The sequence below is a fragment of the Sphingomonas faeni genome (assembly GCF_024273235.1).
Taxonomy (GTDB): Bacteria; Pseudomonadota; Alphaproteobacteria; order Sphingomonadales; family Sphingomonadaceae; genus Sphingomonas; species Sphingomonas faeni_A.
Map to the genome: position 1 here is coordinate 39486 of NZ_JANBVH010000031.1, position 16358 is coordinate 55843.

The 16358-nt window shown below is 64.7% G+C and carries 16 protein-coding genes; 15 read left to right on the forward strand and 1 reads right to left on the reverse strand.

Features of this window, described 5'->3' with window-relative positions:
- Window positions 1-8: 8 nt before the first annotated feature.
- Window positions 9-158, forward strand: a complete 150-nt coding sequence (locus NLI89_RS15865) for a hypothetical protein (protein ID WP_254687912.1) — start codon at window positions 9-11, stop codon at window positions 156-158.
- Window positions 159-295: 137 nt separating this feature from the next.
- On the opposite strand, the gene NLI89_RS15870 is transcribed toward NLI89_RS15865, so the two are convergent.
- Window positions 296-1516: an NADP-dependent isocitrate dehydrogenase gene (locus NLI89_RS15870; protein ID WP_254687913.1), complete on the reverse strand. Its 1221-nt coding sequence runs from the start codon at window positions 1514-1516 to the stop codon at window positions 296-298.
- A 164-nt stretch (window positions 1517-1680) separates the two neighbouring features.
- On the opposite strand from NLI89_RS15870, the gene NLI89_RS15875 reads away from it, so the two are divergent.
- From NLI89_RS15875 to rpmE, 14 genes are all read left to right on the forward strand, one after another.
- Window positions 1681-2409 (forward strand): phosphatidylserine decarboxylase, encoded by a 729-nt coding sequence (locus NLI89_RS15875; RefSeq protein ID WP_254687914.1) that lies wholly within the window; start codon window positions 1681-1683, stop codon window positions 2407-2409.
- Window positions 2406-3257, forward strand: coding sequence for a CDP-alcohol phosphatidyltransferase family protein (locus NLI89_RS15880; RefSeq protein WP_254687915.1), 852 nt, complete (start codon window positions 2406-2408; stop codon window positions 3255-3257). The genes NLI89_RS15875 and NLI89_RS15880 overlap by 4 nt, the downstream gene beginning before the upstream one ends.
- 497 nt (window positions 3258-3754) lie before the next feature.
- On the forward strand, window positions 3755-4606 hold the full coding sequence (gene rpsB, locus NLI89_RS15885; protein WP_254687916.1) for a 30S ribosomal protein S2: 852 nt from the start codon (window positions 3755-3757) through the stop codon (window positions 4604-4606).
- 89 nt (window positions 4607-4695) lie between these two features.
- Entirely contained in the window at window positions 4696-5628 is a 933-nt protein-coding gene (gene tsf, locus NLI89_RS15890) for a translation elongation factor Ts (RefSeq protein ID WP_254687917.1), read from the forward strand.
- A 603-nt stretch (window positions 5629-6231) separates the two neighbouring features.
- Window positions 6232-6960, forward strand: a complete 729-nt coding sequence (gene pyrH / locus NLI89_RS15895) for a UMP kinase (RefSeq protein WP_254687918.1) — start codon at window positions 6232-6234, stop codon at window positions 6958-6960.
- Window position 6961: 1 nt separating this feature from the next.
- Window positions 6962-7519, forward strand: a complete 558-nt coding sequence (frr, locus tag NLI89_RS15900) for a ribosome recycling factor (protein WP_254687919.1) — start codon at window positions 6962-6964, stop codon at window positions 7517-7519.
- A gap of 68 nt (window positions 7520-7587) precedes the next feature.
- Window positions 7588-8307: an isoprenyl transferase gene (locus tag NLI89_RS15905; RefSeq protein WP_302675824.1), complete on the forward strand. Its 720-nt coding sequence runs from the start codon at window positions 7588-7590 to the stop codon at window positions 8305-8307.
- Between the two features lie 184 nt (window positions 8308-8491).
- Window positions 8492-9247, forward strand: a complete 756-nt coding sequence (locus tag NLI89_RS15910) for a phosphatidate cytidylyltransferase (protein ID WP_254687926.1) — start codon at window positions 8492-8494, stop codon at window positions 9245-9247.
- Window positions 9244-10401, forward strand: coding sequence for a 1-deoxy-D-xylulose-5-phosphate reductoisomerase (locus tag NLI89_RS15915; protein ID WP_254687920.1), 1158 nt, complete (start codon window positions 9244-9246; stop codon window positions 10399-10401). The genes NLI89_RS15910 and NLI89_RS15915 overlap by 4 nt, the downstream gene beginning before the upstream one ends.
- Window positions 10398-11531: an RIP metalloprotease RseP gene (gene rseP, locus NLI89_RS15920; RefSeq protein ID WP_254687921.1), complete on the forward strand. Its 1134-nt coding sequence runs from the start codon at window positions 10398-10400 to the stop codon at window positions 11529-11531. The genes NLI89_RS15915 and rseP overlap by 4 nt, the downstream gene beginning before the upstream one ends.
- A 53-nt stretch (window positions 11532-11584) precedes the next feature.
- Window positions 11585-14374: an outer membrane protein assembly factor BamA gene (gene bamA / locus NLI89_RS15925; protein ID WP_254687927.1), complete on the forward strand. Its 2790-nt coding sequence runs from the start codon at window positions 11585-11587 to the stop codon at window positions 14372-14374.
- Window positions 14374-15036 (forward strand): OmpH family outer membrane protein, encoded by a 663-nt coding sequence (locus NLI89_RS15930; protein ID WP_254687922.1) that lies wholly within the window; start codon window positions 14374-14376, stop codon window positions 15034-15036. Before bamA ends, NLI89_RS15930 begins: the two co-directional genes overlap by 1 nt.
- A 60-nt stretch (window positions 15037-15096) precedes the next feature.
- Window positions 15097-15558 (forward strand): 3-hydroxyacyl-ACP dehydratase FabZ, encoded by a 462-nt coding sequence (fabZ, locus tag NLI89_RS15935; protein WP_254687928.1) that lies wholly within the window; start codon window positions 15097-15099, stop codon window positions 15556-15558.
- Between the two features lie 104 nt (window positions 15559-15662).
- The gene (gene rpmE, locus NLI89_RS15940; RefSeq protein WP_128455553.1) at window positions 15663-15893 is read left to right on the forward strand and encodes a 50S ribosomal protein L31; all 231 of its coding nucleotides are present in this window, start codon (window positions 15663-15665) and stop codon (window positions 15891-15893) included.
- Window positions 15894-16358: the final 465 nt, after the last annotated feature.

Here is a 16358-nt window from a genome sequence, read left to right on the forward strand (position 1 = left end):
GGGGACGCATGACGGATTTGTCAGGAAGAAATACTGCGCGGTGGATCGACGGGCCGTTCTCGAGCCGCGCCGGGATGCTGACCGCGCAAATCCAAAGCAACCAGAAGGCCGTGCGCGACACGGTCGCTCATAAAAACCATCCAGTCACCCCGGACTAGTTCCGGGGTCCACGGCGCCGCAAACTCGATTTCGTCGATTCTGCGGCACGGTGGATGCCGGAACGAGACCGGCATGACGGAGGAAAGGGGCGGGGCCATGCTCTCGAAATAGAAGGCCGCCACCCCTCAGGCCAAGCTTACGCCCAGTTGGCCATCTCGGTTTCGAGGTTCGAGCGCACCTGCTCGAAGAACTGCTCGGTCGTCATCCAGGGCTGGTCGGGGCCGATCAGGATTGCGAGATCCTTGGTCATGTGGCCGTCTTCTACCGTCTTCACGCAGACGCGCTCGAGCGTCTCGGCGAACTTCGTGACGTCGGGCGTATCGTCGAACTTGCCGCGATACTTCAGGCCGCCGGTCCATGCGAAGATCGACGCGATCGGGTTCGTCGAGGTCGCCTTGCCCTGCTCGTGCATGCGGAAGTGACGCGTGACGGTGCCGTGTGCTGCCTCGGCCTCGACGGTCTTGCCGTCCGGGGTCAGCAGGATCGAGGTCATCAGGCCGAGCGAGCCGAAGCCCTGTGCGACCTGGTCCGACTGGACGTCGCCGTCATAGTTCTTGCAGGCCCAGACGAACTCGCCGTTCCACTTGAGCGCCGATGCGACCATGTCGTCGATCAGGCGATGCTCGTAGACGATGCCGGCTTCCTTGAACTTGTCCTTGAACTCGGCCTCGAACACCTCGGCGAACAGATCCTTGAAGCGGCCGTCATAGGCCTTGAGGATCGTGTTCTTGGTCGACAGATACACCGGCCATTTCAGGTTGAGGCCGTAATGCATCGATGCGCGCGCGAAATCGCGGATCGAGTCGTCGAGGTTGTACATCGCCATCGCGACGCCCGCTGACGGGAACTGGAACACTTCGCGGTCGATCGTCGCGCCGTCGTCGCCTTCGAACACCAGGCGCAGCTTGCCGGGGCCGGGGACGAGGAAGTCGGTCGCGCGATACTGGTCGCCGAATGCGTGACGGCCGACGACGATCGGATGCGTCCAGCCCGGGATCAGGCGGGGGACGTTCTTGATCACGATCGGCTCGCGGAAGATTGTCCCGCCGAGGATGTTGCGGATCGTGCCGTTCGGCGACTTCCACATCTTCTTCAGGCCGAATTCGGTCACGCGCTGCTCGTCGGGCGTGATCGTCGCGCACTTCACCGCGACGCCATGCTTCTGCGTGGCGAGCGCGCTGTCGATCGTGACCTGGTCGTCGGTCGCGTCGCGATGCTCGACGCCGAGATCGTAATAATCGAGCTCGATATCCAGATACGGCTTGATCAGGCGCTCGCGGATCCATTCCCAGATGATCCGCGTCATCTCGTCGCCGTCGATCTCCACGATCGGATTCTTAACCTTGATCTTCGCCATATCCGGGTCCTTCGGGGGAGGGGTTTGGGGAGCGTCTAGGGGAGCGCGGCGCGACGATCAACCACCCGGCAGCGGCCCGGCCAGCATTGCGCAACCGTTGGCGCTGTAAGGAAAAGCCGGTTCATCGTTGTATCGCGCGTCAGGCACGGATAGACCCGCGGGTTATGGCATCGCTCGACAAGCCGCCCGTCACGACCTCCACGGTCAAATGGCGATTTCCCGCAGTCCATCCGGAAGGCCACAAATACGTCGCGATCGCGACCGGCATCACGCTGCTGCTGACGATCGTCAGCCACGTGCTGTTCTGGCCGATGGTCGGCGTCGTGATCTGGGTCGCGACGTTCTTCCGCGATCCGATCCGCACAACTCCTCAGGGAGAAGGACTGATCGTCGCCCCCGCCGACGGGCTGATCACGATGATCCAGCGCGTCCCCATCCCGCGTGAGCTCGCCGGCGAGAACGGCCTCGGCGACGCGCCGCTGGTGCGCGTGTCGATCTTCATGTCGGTGTTCGACGTGCACATTAATCGCACGCCGATCGCCGGGACTATCCGCCAAGTCGTTTATATTTCGGGCAAGTTCCTCAACGCCGATCTCGACAAGGCCAGCGACGAGAACGAGCGCCAGCATTTTGTCGTTGAAGATCGCCACGGCATGCGGATCGGCTTCACGCAGATCGCGGGTTTGGTCGCACGGCGCATCCTGGGCTTCGTCAAGGCCGGCGACATGGTCGCGGCCGGCCAGCGCATCGGGCTGATCCGGTTCGGCAGCCGCGTCGACGTGTACCTGCCCGATCATGTCGTACCGCAGGTCTGCCTCGGCCAGCGCAGCATTGCAGGCGAGACCGTGCTCGGTCGCGTCGGTGGTGTTCCGGTCGGTGGTGTCGCGCAATGATCGGTCGCGACGAGATCGATGACGGTTCGACGGACACGCGTGGTCGCGGAAAGTTCGGCCGCACCCGCCGGGCGCCGCGCGGACTTCCGTTACGCGCCGTCGCGCCCAATGCCGTAACCGCACTGGCGCTGTGTTCCGGCCTGAGCGGCGTACGCTTCGCGATCGGCGGCGAGTGGCAAAGCGCCGTCGCGATGATCATGGTTGCCGGCGTGCTCGACGGTCTCGACGGCCGGATCGCCCGGATGCTCCACGGCGAGAGCCGGTTCGGTGCCGAACTCGATTCGTTGTCCGACGCGATCTCGTTCGGCGTCGCGCCCGCGTTGATCGTCTATCTCTGGTCGCTGGCCGCGCTGCCCCGCGTCGGCTGGATCTGTTCGTTGATCTTCGCGGTGTTCTGTGCGCTCCGTCTCGCGCGCTTCAATGCCAAGATCGACGAGAGCCACCAGCCGCACAAATCGGCCGGCTTCCTGACCGGCGTTCCGGCCCCAGCGGGTGCTGGCCTGGCACTGATGCCGATGTTCTTCTGGTTCTGGACCGACGAACCGAAATTCGCGTCGCCCTATTTCGTCGCACCGTGGGTCGCGTTCGTCGCGCTCCTGATGGTGTCCAGCATCGCCACCTATTCGTGGAGCTCGGTCAAGCTCCGCAGCAACATTCGGTTCGAGGCCATCGCGCTCGTCGTGTTGCTCGGCGCCGCGATCGTAAGCGCACCGTGGCATACGCTCAGCATCATCTGCGTGCTGTACCTGCTCTCGATGCCGTTCAGCATCGCGAGCTACGCCAAGATCAGGCGGCAGCGTTCCAACGGCGGGCGGGTGCCGGAGCCGTCACTGACGCCCAGCGCCTGACCGCGATCCGGCGCTCCGCAACCGCCAGCGTGTGGAGTGGCTGGAACGCAGGTTCGACATTCCCCATCGCAAGGCGGACGATACGACTCCATTGCGGCGCGATCGACGAGACGATCATAATGCCCGCGACGGCGAATGCACCAGCAAAAACCATGAAGCTCAGAACCAACATCACGTCCGCCTTCCTATGACTTGCGAACAAATTCTTAATGTCCGCAAACACTTGGTCAGAAACATCGTTCCGTTCGTCGCATTTCGAAACCGGCCATACCGGTTCCCATCAGCGCCGAGTCGAACATCTGTTCCCCTCTGAGCCCTTTATGTTCTCATTGCGTTCCATGAGTCAAGCGGGCCTTATGCAATTGCTTTCCAGGCAAGGCCACGCTAAGGGCCGCGCCTCTAACCCCGCATGGGAGGCATCATAGCCCGGTGCGTCACGGTCATTCGGCCACGACGTCATCCGCTTCCCAGAGGCACAACCGGAAGGATATATCCCTATGGCGGCTCCAGTCGTCTCCATGCAGCAGCTCATCGAAACGGGCGCGCATTTCGGCCACCAGACTCATCGGTGGAACCCCAAGATGAAGCCTTACATCTTCGGTGATCGTAACGGCGTCCACATCCTCGACCTTTCGCAGACCGTGCCGCTGTTCGCGCGCGCGCTCGAATTCGTCTCGTCGGCTGTCGCCGGTGGCGGCAAGGTCCTGTTCGTGGGCACCAAGCGCCAGGCGCAGGAGCCCGTCGCAGACGCCGCGCGTCGTTCGGGCCAGCACTTCGTCAACCATCGCTGGCTGGGCGGCATGCTCACCAACTGGAAGACCATCTCGGGTTCGATCAAGCGTCTCAAGACGCTCGAGGAAATGCTGTCGGGCGACACCGTCGGCCTGACCAAGAAGGAAGTCCTCCAGCTTACCCGCGAAAAGGATAAGCTCGAGCTGTCGCTCGGCGGCATTCGCGACATGGGCGGCATTCCCGACGTGATGTTCGTGATCGACGCGAACAAGGAAGAGCTGGCGATCAAGGAAGCCAACACGCTGGGTATTCCCGTCGTCGCGATCCTCGATTCGAACGTGTCGCCGGACGGCATCGCCTTCCCGGTTCCCGCGAACGACGACGCAGCCCGCGCCATCCGCCTGTACTGCGAGGCGATCGCGATCGCAGCGACGCGCGGCGGCCAGGAGCAGCAGCGCCGCACCGGTGCCGACGTCGGCGCGATGATCGAGCCGCCGAAGGAAGAGGCCATCGCAGAGCCGACCGTCGAAGCTACGGCGGACACGGCGCAGGTCGCGGCGAATGCCGATACCGCTGCAGAATTCGCAGCCGAGGGTGAGCGCCAGATCGACGCATAAGCGTCGTCGCCGAACCGTCATGCGGGCGGGGTAGGGCGAAAGCTCTGCCTCGCCCGCAACCATATTCAGACCTAAAGAGGATTAAAGACATGGCCGATATCACGGCAGCAATGGTCAAGGATCTGCGCGAAAAGAGCGGCGCGGGCATGATGGATTGCAAGAAGGCGCTGAGCGAGAACGCCGGCGACATGGAGCAGGCGATGGATTGGCTGCGTACCAAGGGGCTCGCAGCCGCCGCCAAGAAGTCCAGCCGTACCGCGGCCGAGGGCCTGGTCGGCGTCGCCGTGTCGGGCACCAAGGGTGCAGCGGTCGAAGTGAACTCGGAGACCGATTTCGTCGCGAAGAACGACCAGTTCCAGTCGTTCGTCCGTGACGTCACGCAGATCGCGCTCGCAACCGGCGGCGACATCGAGTCGCTCAAGTCGCAGGCGATGCCATCGGGCAAGACCGTCGAGGAAGTCCTGACGAACAACGTCGCGACGATCGGCGAGAACCAGTCGCTGCGCCGCTCGCGCACGCTGGAAGTCAGCAAGGGTGCGGTCGTGCCCTACATCCACAACCAGGCGGCACCCGGCCTCGGCAAGATCGGCGTTCTCGTCGCGCTCGAGTCGGAGGCTTCGGACGAGGTTCTCCAGGCGCTCGGCAAGCAGCTCGCGATGCACATCGCAGCGGCGTTCCCGAAGGCGTTGAACGAAGCCGACCTCGACGAGTCCGAGATCGAGCGCGAGCGCGCGATCGCGACCGAGAAGGCCGCCGAATCGGGCAAGCCTGCCGACATCATCGCCAAGATGGTCGAGGGCGGCATCGCCAAGTACCGCAAGGAGCATGCTCTGGTCAGCCAGCTGTTCGTGATGGACGGCAAGACCAAGATCTCCGACGTCGTCGCCAAGGCCGGCAAGGATGCGGGCGCCGAGATCAAGCTGGTGGACTATGTCCGCTTCCAGCTCGGCGAAGGCATCGAGAAGGAGCAGTCCGACTTCGCAGCCGAGGTTGCTGCTGCGAGCGGCGTTCCGCAGGCGTAAGCCGACTTTGCCCTCGCCCCTCGGGGAGAGGGCATTGGAGATCGAGCGCTCGCCAAATATCCTCCGTCATGCCGGGCTTGTTCCGGCATCCACGGTCCCGCAAACCGCCGGTCGGTGATTACGCGGAACGGTGGGCCCCGGAACAAGTCCGGGGTGACGGAGTGGGTTTGGCGGGCGTTCCGCGGGTCTGATCTCAGTTCCTCCCTCGCTCCACCGGGGAGAGGGAAGGGGCCCGCGGCCACTTGGCCGTGGGAAGCGTGAGGGGAGTGGTTAGGTCTCGAACCTCACCGCCCCTCATCCGGCCCTACCGGGCCACCTTCTCCCCGAGGGGGAGAAGGATCGCGGGGCAGCCTTGGTGCTGCTCCGTCATCCCCGCGCGGGCGGGTATCCATACACTCCGGCGCCGGTGACCCATCAAGGAATCAGCCGGTATGGGTTGCCGCCTCCGCGGGAATGGCGATAGTTCTCCGTTCCGCTCCTTTGCGAACGACGATTTTCCGTCCTATCTCCATCCAGTTTCGATGAACGCGTCGCGCGGCGCTTCACATCGCGGGCCTCGCCGCCTAAGGTCCGCGCCGCCCCGCCAATCACAATTCGAGATTTATGACGCCTCCGCGCTACAACCGTATCCTGCTGAAACTGTCGGGCGAAGTCCTGATGGGACCGTCCGGCTTGTCGATTGATCCGACCGTCACCGCGCGTGTCGCGCAGGAGATCGCCGACATCAAAGCCAAGGGCTATGAGATCTGCATCGTCGTCGGTGGCGGCAACATCTTCCGCGGCATGGCGGGCGCGGCACGCGGTATGGACCGCGCGACCGGCGATTACATGGGCATGCTTGCGACCGTGATGAACGCGCTCGCCGTGCAGAACGCGCTCGAGCAGATCGGCGTCGATACGCGCGTCCAGTCGGCGATCCCGATGGCGTCGGTCTGCGAACCGTTCATCCGCCGTCGCGCCGAGCGTCACCTGGAGAAGGGCCGCGTCGTGATCTTCGCCGCCGGCGTCGGCAGCCCCTATTTCACCACTGATTCGGGCGCCGCGCTGCGTGCTGCCGAGATGAAGTGCGATGCGCTGTTCAAGGGAACTTCGGTCGACGGCGTATACAACGCCGACCCGAAGACGCACCCCGACGCGGTGCGCTATGCAACGGTGTCGTACAGCCGCGTGCTGTCCGACGACCTCAAGGTCATGGACGCGAGCGCGATCGCGCTGTGTCGCGACAACAATATCCCGATCGTCGTCTTCAACATCCGCGAACCCGGCAATCTCGCCGCGGTGTTGGCGGGTGATGGCGTGTCGACGATCGTCCAGAACGAGCAGGAGCTTTAAGATGGCCGCATACGACAAGACCGACCTGGAACGCCGCATGGCGGGTGCCGTCGAAGCGCTGAAGAGCGATCTCGCCGGCCTGCGCACGGGGCGCGCATCGACGGCGCTGCTCGATCCGGTGATGGTGACGGTGTACGGTTCGTCGATGCCGCTGAACCAGGTCGCGACGGTGTCGGCGCCCGAGCCGCGGATGCTGTCGGTGCAGGTCTGGGACAAGTCGAACGTCGGCCCGACCGACAAGGCGATCCGCTCAGCCGGCCTTGGCCTTAACCCGATCGTCGACGGCCAGACGCTGCGTTTGCCGATCCCCGACCTGACCGAGGAACGCCGCAAGGAACTCGCCAAGCTCGCCGGCCAGTACGCCGAGAAGGCGCGCATCGCGGTGCGTAACGTGCGTCGCGACGGGATGGATTCGCTCAAGATCGACGAGAAGAAGGGCGTGTTCAGCGAGGACGAGCGCAAGCGTCACGAGACCGAAGTGCAGAAGCTGACCGACGGCATCGTCGCCGAGCTCGACGCGACCGCGACCGCCAAGGAAAAGGAAATCCTGGGCAAGTGAGGGCGTTCGGCGCCGCTTCAACCGGGGCCTCGGCCGGGGCTTCGGCTGGGGCTCCTTCGACTGCGCCGCTGGCTGCCGTCCCGTCGGGCGGAGCCGTCCCGCGCCATGTCGCGATCATCATGGACGGCAATGGCCGCTGGGCGAAGAAGCGGTTCCTGCCGCGCTTCGCCGGGCACAAGGCTGGCGTCGAAGCCGTGCGGAAAGTGACGCGGGCGGCGCGGGCGATGGGGATCGAGGCGCTGACGCTCTACGCGTTCTCGTCGGAAAACTGGCGGCGTCCGGCCGAGGAGGTCAGCGACCTGATGGGGTTGCTCCGCCATTTCATCCGCAGCGACCTCGACGAACTCGCCCGCGAGAACGTCCGGCTGCGCGTGATCGGCGACTATCACAGCTTTTCGCCCGATCTGGTGGCGATGGTCGACGACGCGATCGCGCGGACCGCAAGCAATACAGGTCCGATTCTGGCGATCGCACTCAACTACGGCGCGCATGCCGAGCTGGTCGGCGCGGCACGCCGCCTAGCCGAACGCGCCCGTGACGGTACGCTCGATCCTGCCAGCATCGACGTCGGCACGATCGAGGCGGAGCTCGACACGCACGACCTGCCGCCGCTCGACCTGATGATCCGCACCTCCGGCGAGCAACGCCTGTCTAACTTTCTGTTGTGGCAGGCGGCCTATGCCGAATTGCTGTTCGTCGACACGCTCTGGCCCGATTTCGACGCCGCGGCGCTCGCCGATGCTGTCGCGGCGTTCGGTCAACGCCAGCGCCGCTACGGTGGTCTGTGATCCTTCTGTTCCCTCGCGAATGCGGGGGCCCAGGAGCCAGCAACGCCAGCGTGCGTAACCCTGGACCCCCGCCTCCGCGCGGGAACGGCTGCTTTTATAATGGGATGGCTTCGTGACGACCCTGCCAGACCCCGCGAAGGCGCCCGACCAGGCGCTCCGCACACCGTCCAATCTCAAGCTACGGATGATCGCCAGCGTCGGCATGATCGTCGTCGCCAGCATTGCGCTGACGCTCGGCGGGATCGCGTTCTGGTTGCTGGGCATCCTCGCGGCGCTGTTCATGATGGCGGAATGGTCGATGCTCCAGGGCGCCGACGCCAAGACCAAGCGGATGACTCAGTTCGCGCTGTCGGTGCCGCTCGCGCTGATGGCACCGGCGTCGCTGATCCTCGTCATCCATGATTTCTTCACGCTGGGGCTGCTCGCGGGCGCGGCGTTCTTCGTCGTCATCACGACGCGCAAACCCAAGCTCGCGCTCGGCATCGTCTATTGCGGCCTCCCCGTGCTCGCGCTGATGATCATCCGGCGGCAGGACGAGGGCATTCTCTATACCCTGTGGGCGCTGTCGCTGGTGTGGGCGTGCGATATCGGCGCGTTCTTCACCGGGCGGACGCTGGGCGGGCCCAAGCTCGCACCGGTGATCAGCCCGAACAAGACTTGGTCGGGGCTGATCGGCGGCGTCGTGCTGGCGAGCGCGGTCGCGGCGGTGCTGCACACGCAATACGGCCTGCCGATGCGGATGACGCTGGCGACGCCGGTGCTCGCCGTGCTCGCGCAGATGGGCGATCTTTACGAGAGTTGGTTGAAGAGAGTGGCGGGCGTGAAGGACAGTGGCAACATTCTGCCGGGGCATGGCGGCGTGATGGATCGCCTCGACGGACTGGTCCCGGTCGCGCCGGTCGCCGCGTTCCTCGTCCTGCTGCCGCATTTCTACGCATGAAGAGCGTCACGATTTTGGGGGCGACCGGCTCGGTCGGCACCTCGACGCTCGACCTGATCGAGCGTGAGCCCGACCGCTTCCGCGTCGTCGCGCTGACCGCGAATTGCGACGTGGCGAAGCTCGCCGCGGCCGCAATCCGGACCAACGCAGAGTTTGCCGTGGTGGCGGACGAGGGGTGCCTGCCCGAACTCCGTGAGGCGCTGGCCGGCACGGGCATCCGCGCGGGCGGTGGCTCTGAAGCTATCGCCGAGGCGGCGTCATCGGGAGCGGACTGGACGATGGGCGCGATCGTCGGCTGTGCAGGCCTGAAGCCGGTGATGGCGGCGATCGAGCAGGGCGGGACCGTCGTGATCGCCAACAAGGAGCCGCTGGTCTCCGCCGGCGACGTCATCCTCGCCGCGGCCAGGCGGACCGGTGCGACGCTGCTCCCCGCTGATTCCGAGCACAACGCGATCTTCCAGTGCTTCGACGCGAGCCGCCCCGAGGGTGTTCGCCGCATCATCCTGACGTGCAGCGGCGGGCCGTTCCGCGACTGGACGACCGAGCAGATGCGTGGCGTGACGCTCGAACAGGCGGTCAAGCATCCCAACTGGTCGATGGGCGCGAAGATCTCGATCGATTCGGCGACCTGCATGAACAAGGGCCTCGAACTGATCGAGGCTGCGCGGCTGTTCCCGATTCCGCACGACCGGATCGAGATCGTCATCCATCCGCAATCGGTGGTCCACAGCCTCGTCGATTATGTCGATGGGTCGGTATTGGCGCAGCTCGGCCCCCCCGACATGCGCACGCCAATCGCACATACGCTCGCCTGGCCGGACCGGATGGCGACGCCGATGGCACCGCTCGACCTGGTCGCGATCGGCCGACTCGAGTTCGAGGCGCCCGATCCGGTGCGCTTCCCGGCGCTGCGACTCGCGCGCGAGGCATTGGACGCGGGCGGCGCGCGGCCGGCGATTCTCAACGCCGCCAACGAGGTCGCGGTCGAGGCCTTCCTCAAGCGCCGCATTTGTTTCCTCGAAATTGCCGCAATCGTCGAACATACGTTATCCTGTTACGACCCGGCCGCGCCGGACAGCGTCGATGCCGTATTGGCGATCGACGCCGAGGCGCGGGTATTAGCGGGTGTACGTGTGAAGGATTGCGCGGTTTGATCGAAACACCCGGTATCCTGCTGACGATATTGTCGTTCGTCCTGGTGATCGGACCGCTCGTGTTCGTGCACGAGATGGGCCATTACCTCGCCGGACGCTATTTCGGGATCAAGGCGGATGCTTTCGCGGTCGGCTTCGGTCGCGAGATCGCAGGCTTTACCGACAAGCGCGGGACCCGCTGGAAGTTCGGCTGGCTCCCCCTCGGTGGCTATGTGAAGTTCGCCGGTGACATGAACCCGGCAAGCCAGCCCTCGGCCGAATGGCTGTCGCTGCCCGCCGAGGAACGCCAGCGCACCTTCCAGTCGAAGCCGGTCTGGCAGCGCGCGATCGTCGTCGCCGCCGGCCCGATCGTCAATTTCGTCGTCGCGATCCTGATCCTCGCCGGGTTCGCGTTCGCGTATGGCGACATCCGCATGCCACCGGTCGTCGGCGGCACAATGCCCGGCAGTCCGGCCGCGGCTGCTGGACTGCAGGTGGGCGACCGGATCACTGCCATCGGCGGACGGTCAGTCGAGACGTTCGACGATCTCGCCCGCTTCGCCCGCATCCGCGCCGGCGAGAGCACGCGCATCGACGCGGTGCGGGGCGGCCAGACGGTATCGCGCGATCTCGTGATCGGTACCGAATTGCAGCGCGACCGTTTCGGCAACGAATATAAGATCGGGCGCCTCGGCATCGCCGGCTCGAAGCCGGTGATCGTTCCCGTCAGCCTGATCGAGGCACCGGTCGTCGCGGTGAAGCGCACCGGCCAGATCGTGTCGATGATGGTCGAGACGCTGGGGCAGGTCATCACCGGGCGCCGTTCGGTCAAGGAACTCGGCGGACCGCTCAGCATCGCCAAGGTGTCGGGCGAGCAGATGTCGCTCGGGCTCGACGCCTATGTGTTCCTGATCGCCCTGGTCTCGATCAATCTGGGGTTCATCAACCTGCTGCCAGTGCCGATGCTGGATGGCGGTCACCTGTTCTTCTATGCGATCGAAGCGGTGCGCAGGCGCCCGGTCGAGCCGCAGGTGCAGGAATGGGCGTTCCGCGGCGGCCTCGCGGCGATCCTCGCGTTGATGCTGCTGGTGACCTTCAACGATCTCGGCAATTTCGGGCTGTGGAAGAATCTGGCCGGCTTGATCGGCTGACCACGATAGGGCAGGGCGGGCGCGCCTTGTATGTGCACGTTTTTAAGGTGGGTTTGGTGACAGCGATCAACGGTTACGATTTCGCGCGCAAGGGCGCCCTGCTGCTTGCAGGAACGATCCTGTCGGGCGTTCCCGCGCTGGCACAGACCGTGCCGGCTGGCTCCGCGACTCCGGGGGCGGCTCCTGCGCCAAGCCCTTCGTCGGGCCGGCAGACGCCGGCGACGGCTGCTCCGGTAGTGGGTGTAACGCCCGTCGCCGCGCCGGTATCCGTGCGAACGATAAAGACTTTGCGTGTCGAGGGATCGCAGCGCATCGAGGCCGAGACGGTGCTGTCCTACACCAAGCTGCGCGTCGGCATCCCGTACACCGCGGAGACGCTCGACCAGGCGCTGAAGGATTTGCAGGCGAGCGACCTGTTCGCGGACTATTCGATCGCCGGCGTCGAGGACGGCAACATCGTCCTCCGCGTGCGCGAGAACCCGATCATCAATCGCGTGATCATCGAGGGCAACAAGGCGCTCAAGACCGACAAGATCACCAAGGAGATCAAGCTCGCGCCGCGCCAGATCTTCACGCGCACCGCGGTCCGCCAGGACATCGGCCGGATCATCGAGCTGTATCGCCGCCAGGGCCGCTTCGGCGCCGTCATCGATCCGAAGATGGTCAATCTCGACCAGAACCGCGTCGATGTCGTTTTCGTCGTCAGCGAGGGGCCGAAATCGAAGGTCCGCCAGATCAACATCCTCGGCAACGAGGTGTTCTCGGACGACCAGATCCGCGGCCAGATGGCGACCAAGCAGGCCCGCCTGTTCCGCCTCCTTTCGTCGGCGACTAGCTACGATCAGGATCGCCTGTCCTACGATCAGCAGAAGCTGCGCCAGTTCTACCTGACGCAGGGCTATGCCGATTTCCGCGTGACCTCGGCCGTTGCCGAGCTGACGCCGGACAAGAAGGACTTCATCATCACGTACGTGGTGGAGGAGGGCAAGCGCTACAAGTTCGGCGACGTCACCGTCGACAGCCAGATCCGCGACTTCGACAACACCAAGCTCGCCGCCACGCTGCCGCTCAAGAAGGGGGACTGGTACAACGCCAAGCTGGTCGAGGATTCGGTCGATAACCTGAGCCAGACCGCAGGGCTCTTCGGGTACGCGTTCACCGAGGTGAATCCGGAGTTCGCCAAGGACGCCGAAACGCTGACGATGGGGATTAATTTCAACATCGCAGAAGCCAAGCGGACCTATGTCGAGCGGATCGAGATCAACGGGAACACGCAGACGCAGGACAAGGTCGTGCGGCGCGAGATCCGTCTCGCCGAGGGCGACGCGTTCAACAGCTTCCAGGTGAAGCGTTCGCAGGATCGCATCAACTCGCTGGGCTATTTCCAGGACAAGATGGAGATCAAGCAGCTGCCCGGGTCGGCGCCCGACCGCGTGATCCTGGAGACCAATCTCGAAGAGAAGTCGACCGGCGAGCTTCAGCTGTCGGCAGGCTATTCGAGCCTCGAGCGCTTCATCGTCCAGGCGAACATCACGCAGCGCAACTTCCGCGGCAAGGGCCAGGAACTGCGCGCCGGCGTGAACTATTCGAGCTATTCGAAGTCGATCGAATTGGGCTTCACCGAGCCTTACCTGTTCGACAAGAACATCGCGCTTGGTGGCGACATCTTCCGTCGCGACTACAACTCGTTCAACTATATCGGCAACGATCGCCAGACCAACTATTCGCAGGTTTCGACCGGGTTCCAGCTCCGTACCGGCGTGCCGCTGACCGAGTTCTGGTCGCTGTCGGCACGCTACGGCTTGTCGTATGACGAGGTGACGCTAGATTCGCAGTATCTGAACGCCGACGGGTCGTGCAACACGCTCGTCGCGGGACGGTATCTTTGCGACGCGATCGGTAACCGCTGGACGTCGTCGGTCGGCTATTCGCTCAGCCGCGACAATCTCAACAGCCGCCTGCGTCCGACTGCCGGTTCGCGCTTCTCGTTCAGCCAGGACTTTGCCGGCCTCGGTGGCGACGTGAAGTACATCCGGACCCGTTTCGAAGGCTCCAAGTATCAGAACCTGGGCAGCGGGTTCATCGGGTCGATCATCGCCGAAGGCGGCTATATCCATCCGCTGCAGAAGGCGGTTAGGGAAGGCTCGGACGCGGTCCGGATCACCGATCGTTTCTATCTGGGCGAACCGCAGTTCCGCGGCTTCGATATCCGCGGCGTCGGGCCGCGCATTCTGCGCGCCGCCTACAGCAACGGAACGCCGACCCAGGTTCTCGCGACCGACCGCAATTCGATCCAGGACGATGCGCTCGGTGGGCGTGCCTATTACCTGGCGCGTGCGGAAATCGAGATTCCGCTGGGCTCGGGCGCTCGTGAGCTGGGCTTGCGGCCATCGATCTACGCGCAGGTCGGCAGCCTCTTCGGCATCACCAAGCCGCTGCCGTCGGCGACGTTCCCGACCCTGATCGATCCGACCACGGGCAAGGAATATGTCGGGTCGACCTTCACGCCGTCGGTCAACTCCGCGGGCGCGGCGCTCTATACCTACACGACGACCGACACGACCGGTGCGGCGGTCACGGCCAACACGACCTGCGCGGTCGGTTCTCCGGATGCGACGGGCGCGTGTATCGGCACAGCCGCCAATCCGCGTGCCTTGACCGAACAGACGCCTTTCGTCGAAAGCTTCCTCGGCAACTCGGCCAAGCCGCGTCTGTCGATCGGTGTCGGCGTCAACTGGAACTCGCCGTTTGGCCCGCTCCGGATCGATCTCGCCAAGGCCTTGCTCACCCAGAAGGGTGACGACCCCAAGCTCATTACTTTCAACGTAGGGACACAGTTCTGATGACGACGTTCAAGACGCTTCTCCTCGCCGCAGCGCTCGTTGCGCCGGCTGCCATGACCGCAACCGCTGCCGATGCGCAGGTTTCGGGTATCGCCGTCGCCGATGCGCAGGGCGCGATCGCCAACTCGAAGGCCTGGAACGCTGCACGCGCCCAGATCGAGACCACCTACAAGGCCCAGCTCGACCAGGCCGAGACCCGCCGCCAGGCCGTGGCGCGTGAGCTTCAGCCGCTCGTCACCGCGTTCCAGACCGCCCAGCGCGCACCCGGCGCGACCGAAGCCACGTTGCGTCCGCAGGCCCAGGCAATCCAGGCGCGTGAAAACGCCGCCAACCAGGAACTCGCTCGCCTGACCCAGCCCGCCCAGCGCGCGCAGCAATATGCGATCGAGCAGATCCAGGCGAAGCTCAGCGACGCCGTGACCGCTGCCGTTCGCGCAAAGAACGTCAGCCTGTTGCTGCGTCCGGAGGCCGCGCTGTTCGCCCAGCCGACCGCCGACATCACCGCCGCGATCACCACCGAGCTCGATCGCCTCGTGCCGTCGGTCAGCACCGCCGTGCCCGCGAACTGGCAGCCGAACCAGGGTGGCCAGCAGCAGCAGGGTGCCGCACCGGCTGCTGCCGCGCGTGCGCCTGCCGCGACGCGCGCGCCGCAGGGTCGCTAAGCCACATTGATGACCGAGACCGTGAACGATACTGCTGAAAAAGGCATGGGTGAAAAAGGCATGGGCCCGCTCGATATCGGGCGCGTCATGGCCGCGTTGCCGCATCGCTACCCGATGCTGCTGGTCGATCGTGTCGAGGATCTGATCCTCGACACCTCGATCACCGCGATCAAGGCGGTGTCGATGAACGAACAGTTCTTCCAGGGGCATTTCCCTGGGCGCCCGATCATGCCGGGCGTGCTGATCGTCGAGGCGATGGCACAGGCCGCGGGGATCCTCGCGGTCGAGTCGCTGGGTCTCGCGGGCTCGGGCAAGCTCGTCTATTTCATGGCGATCGACGGGGCGAAGTTCCGCAAGCCGGTCGAGCCGGGCGTGTTGCTGAAACTCGAGGTGAATTTCGTCCAGAAGCGCAGCTCGGTCTGCAAGTTCGCCGGCCGCGCGCTGGTCGACGGGCAGTTGGTGGCCGAGGCAAACTTCACGGCGATGATCGCCGACCCGCCGGCCGACCCGCCGAAAGCCTGAGGCGAGCCTCTGAGCACGCATTGTTGTAAAATCGGGCGCGTCCGTGTACGGGCGCGCCTTCCTTTTCAGGCTGGTCGGAACCAGCCACCTACCGGAGAAGACTCATGAAGCCCGATACGCACCCCGATTATCACATGATCACCGTCCAGATGACGGATGGCAGCAAGTACCAGACCCGCACCACCTGGGGTAAGGAAGGCGATGTGATGACGCTCGAGATCGATCCGCTCGCGCATCCGGCATGGACCGGCGGCCGCGGCACGATGCTCGACACCGGCGGCCAGGTCGCGCGCTTCAACAAGCGTTTCGGTGGCGGTCTCACGCTCCGCAAGTAATCCGGTATCGACCAGACCCGACCCTAAATTCTCGGGCAGGGTTTATGGTGGATCCCACTCGAGGGCATTCAAGCCGGCGCCGCTACCAAGCGTGCGCCGGCTTTGCTCGTTTTTGGACCGCGTAACCGCAGCCAGCGGCTTGGGAAGCTGGCCGGCACCGGGATTCTTCTGGGCCAGCGATCGGTTTCACTTTTCTAAGGGTCTAAGGGGCGCGTTATCCGTGTGCTGCTGCGCGGCGCTGACAGTGCAAAACCTTGCCGGCATCGCGTTGGCCCGTCTCCACCCACGCTAGGAGGCACGGAGGGCGTCTTTGGTCTGGAAACCCAAAAAAGTGACGCGGAACTGTAAAAAAGCATTTGACGGTCCTGCGCACCCCGCCTAGAGGGGTGTCACCGCAGCGGACGGCCTCAACGGTCTGGACGCGGTGGTCGCAAAAAACCAGATGCTCCAAGCTTCCTGAAAGGG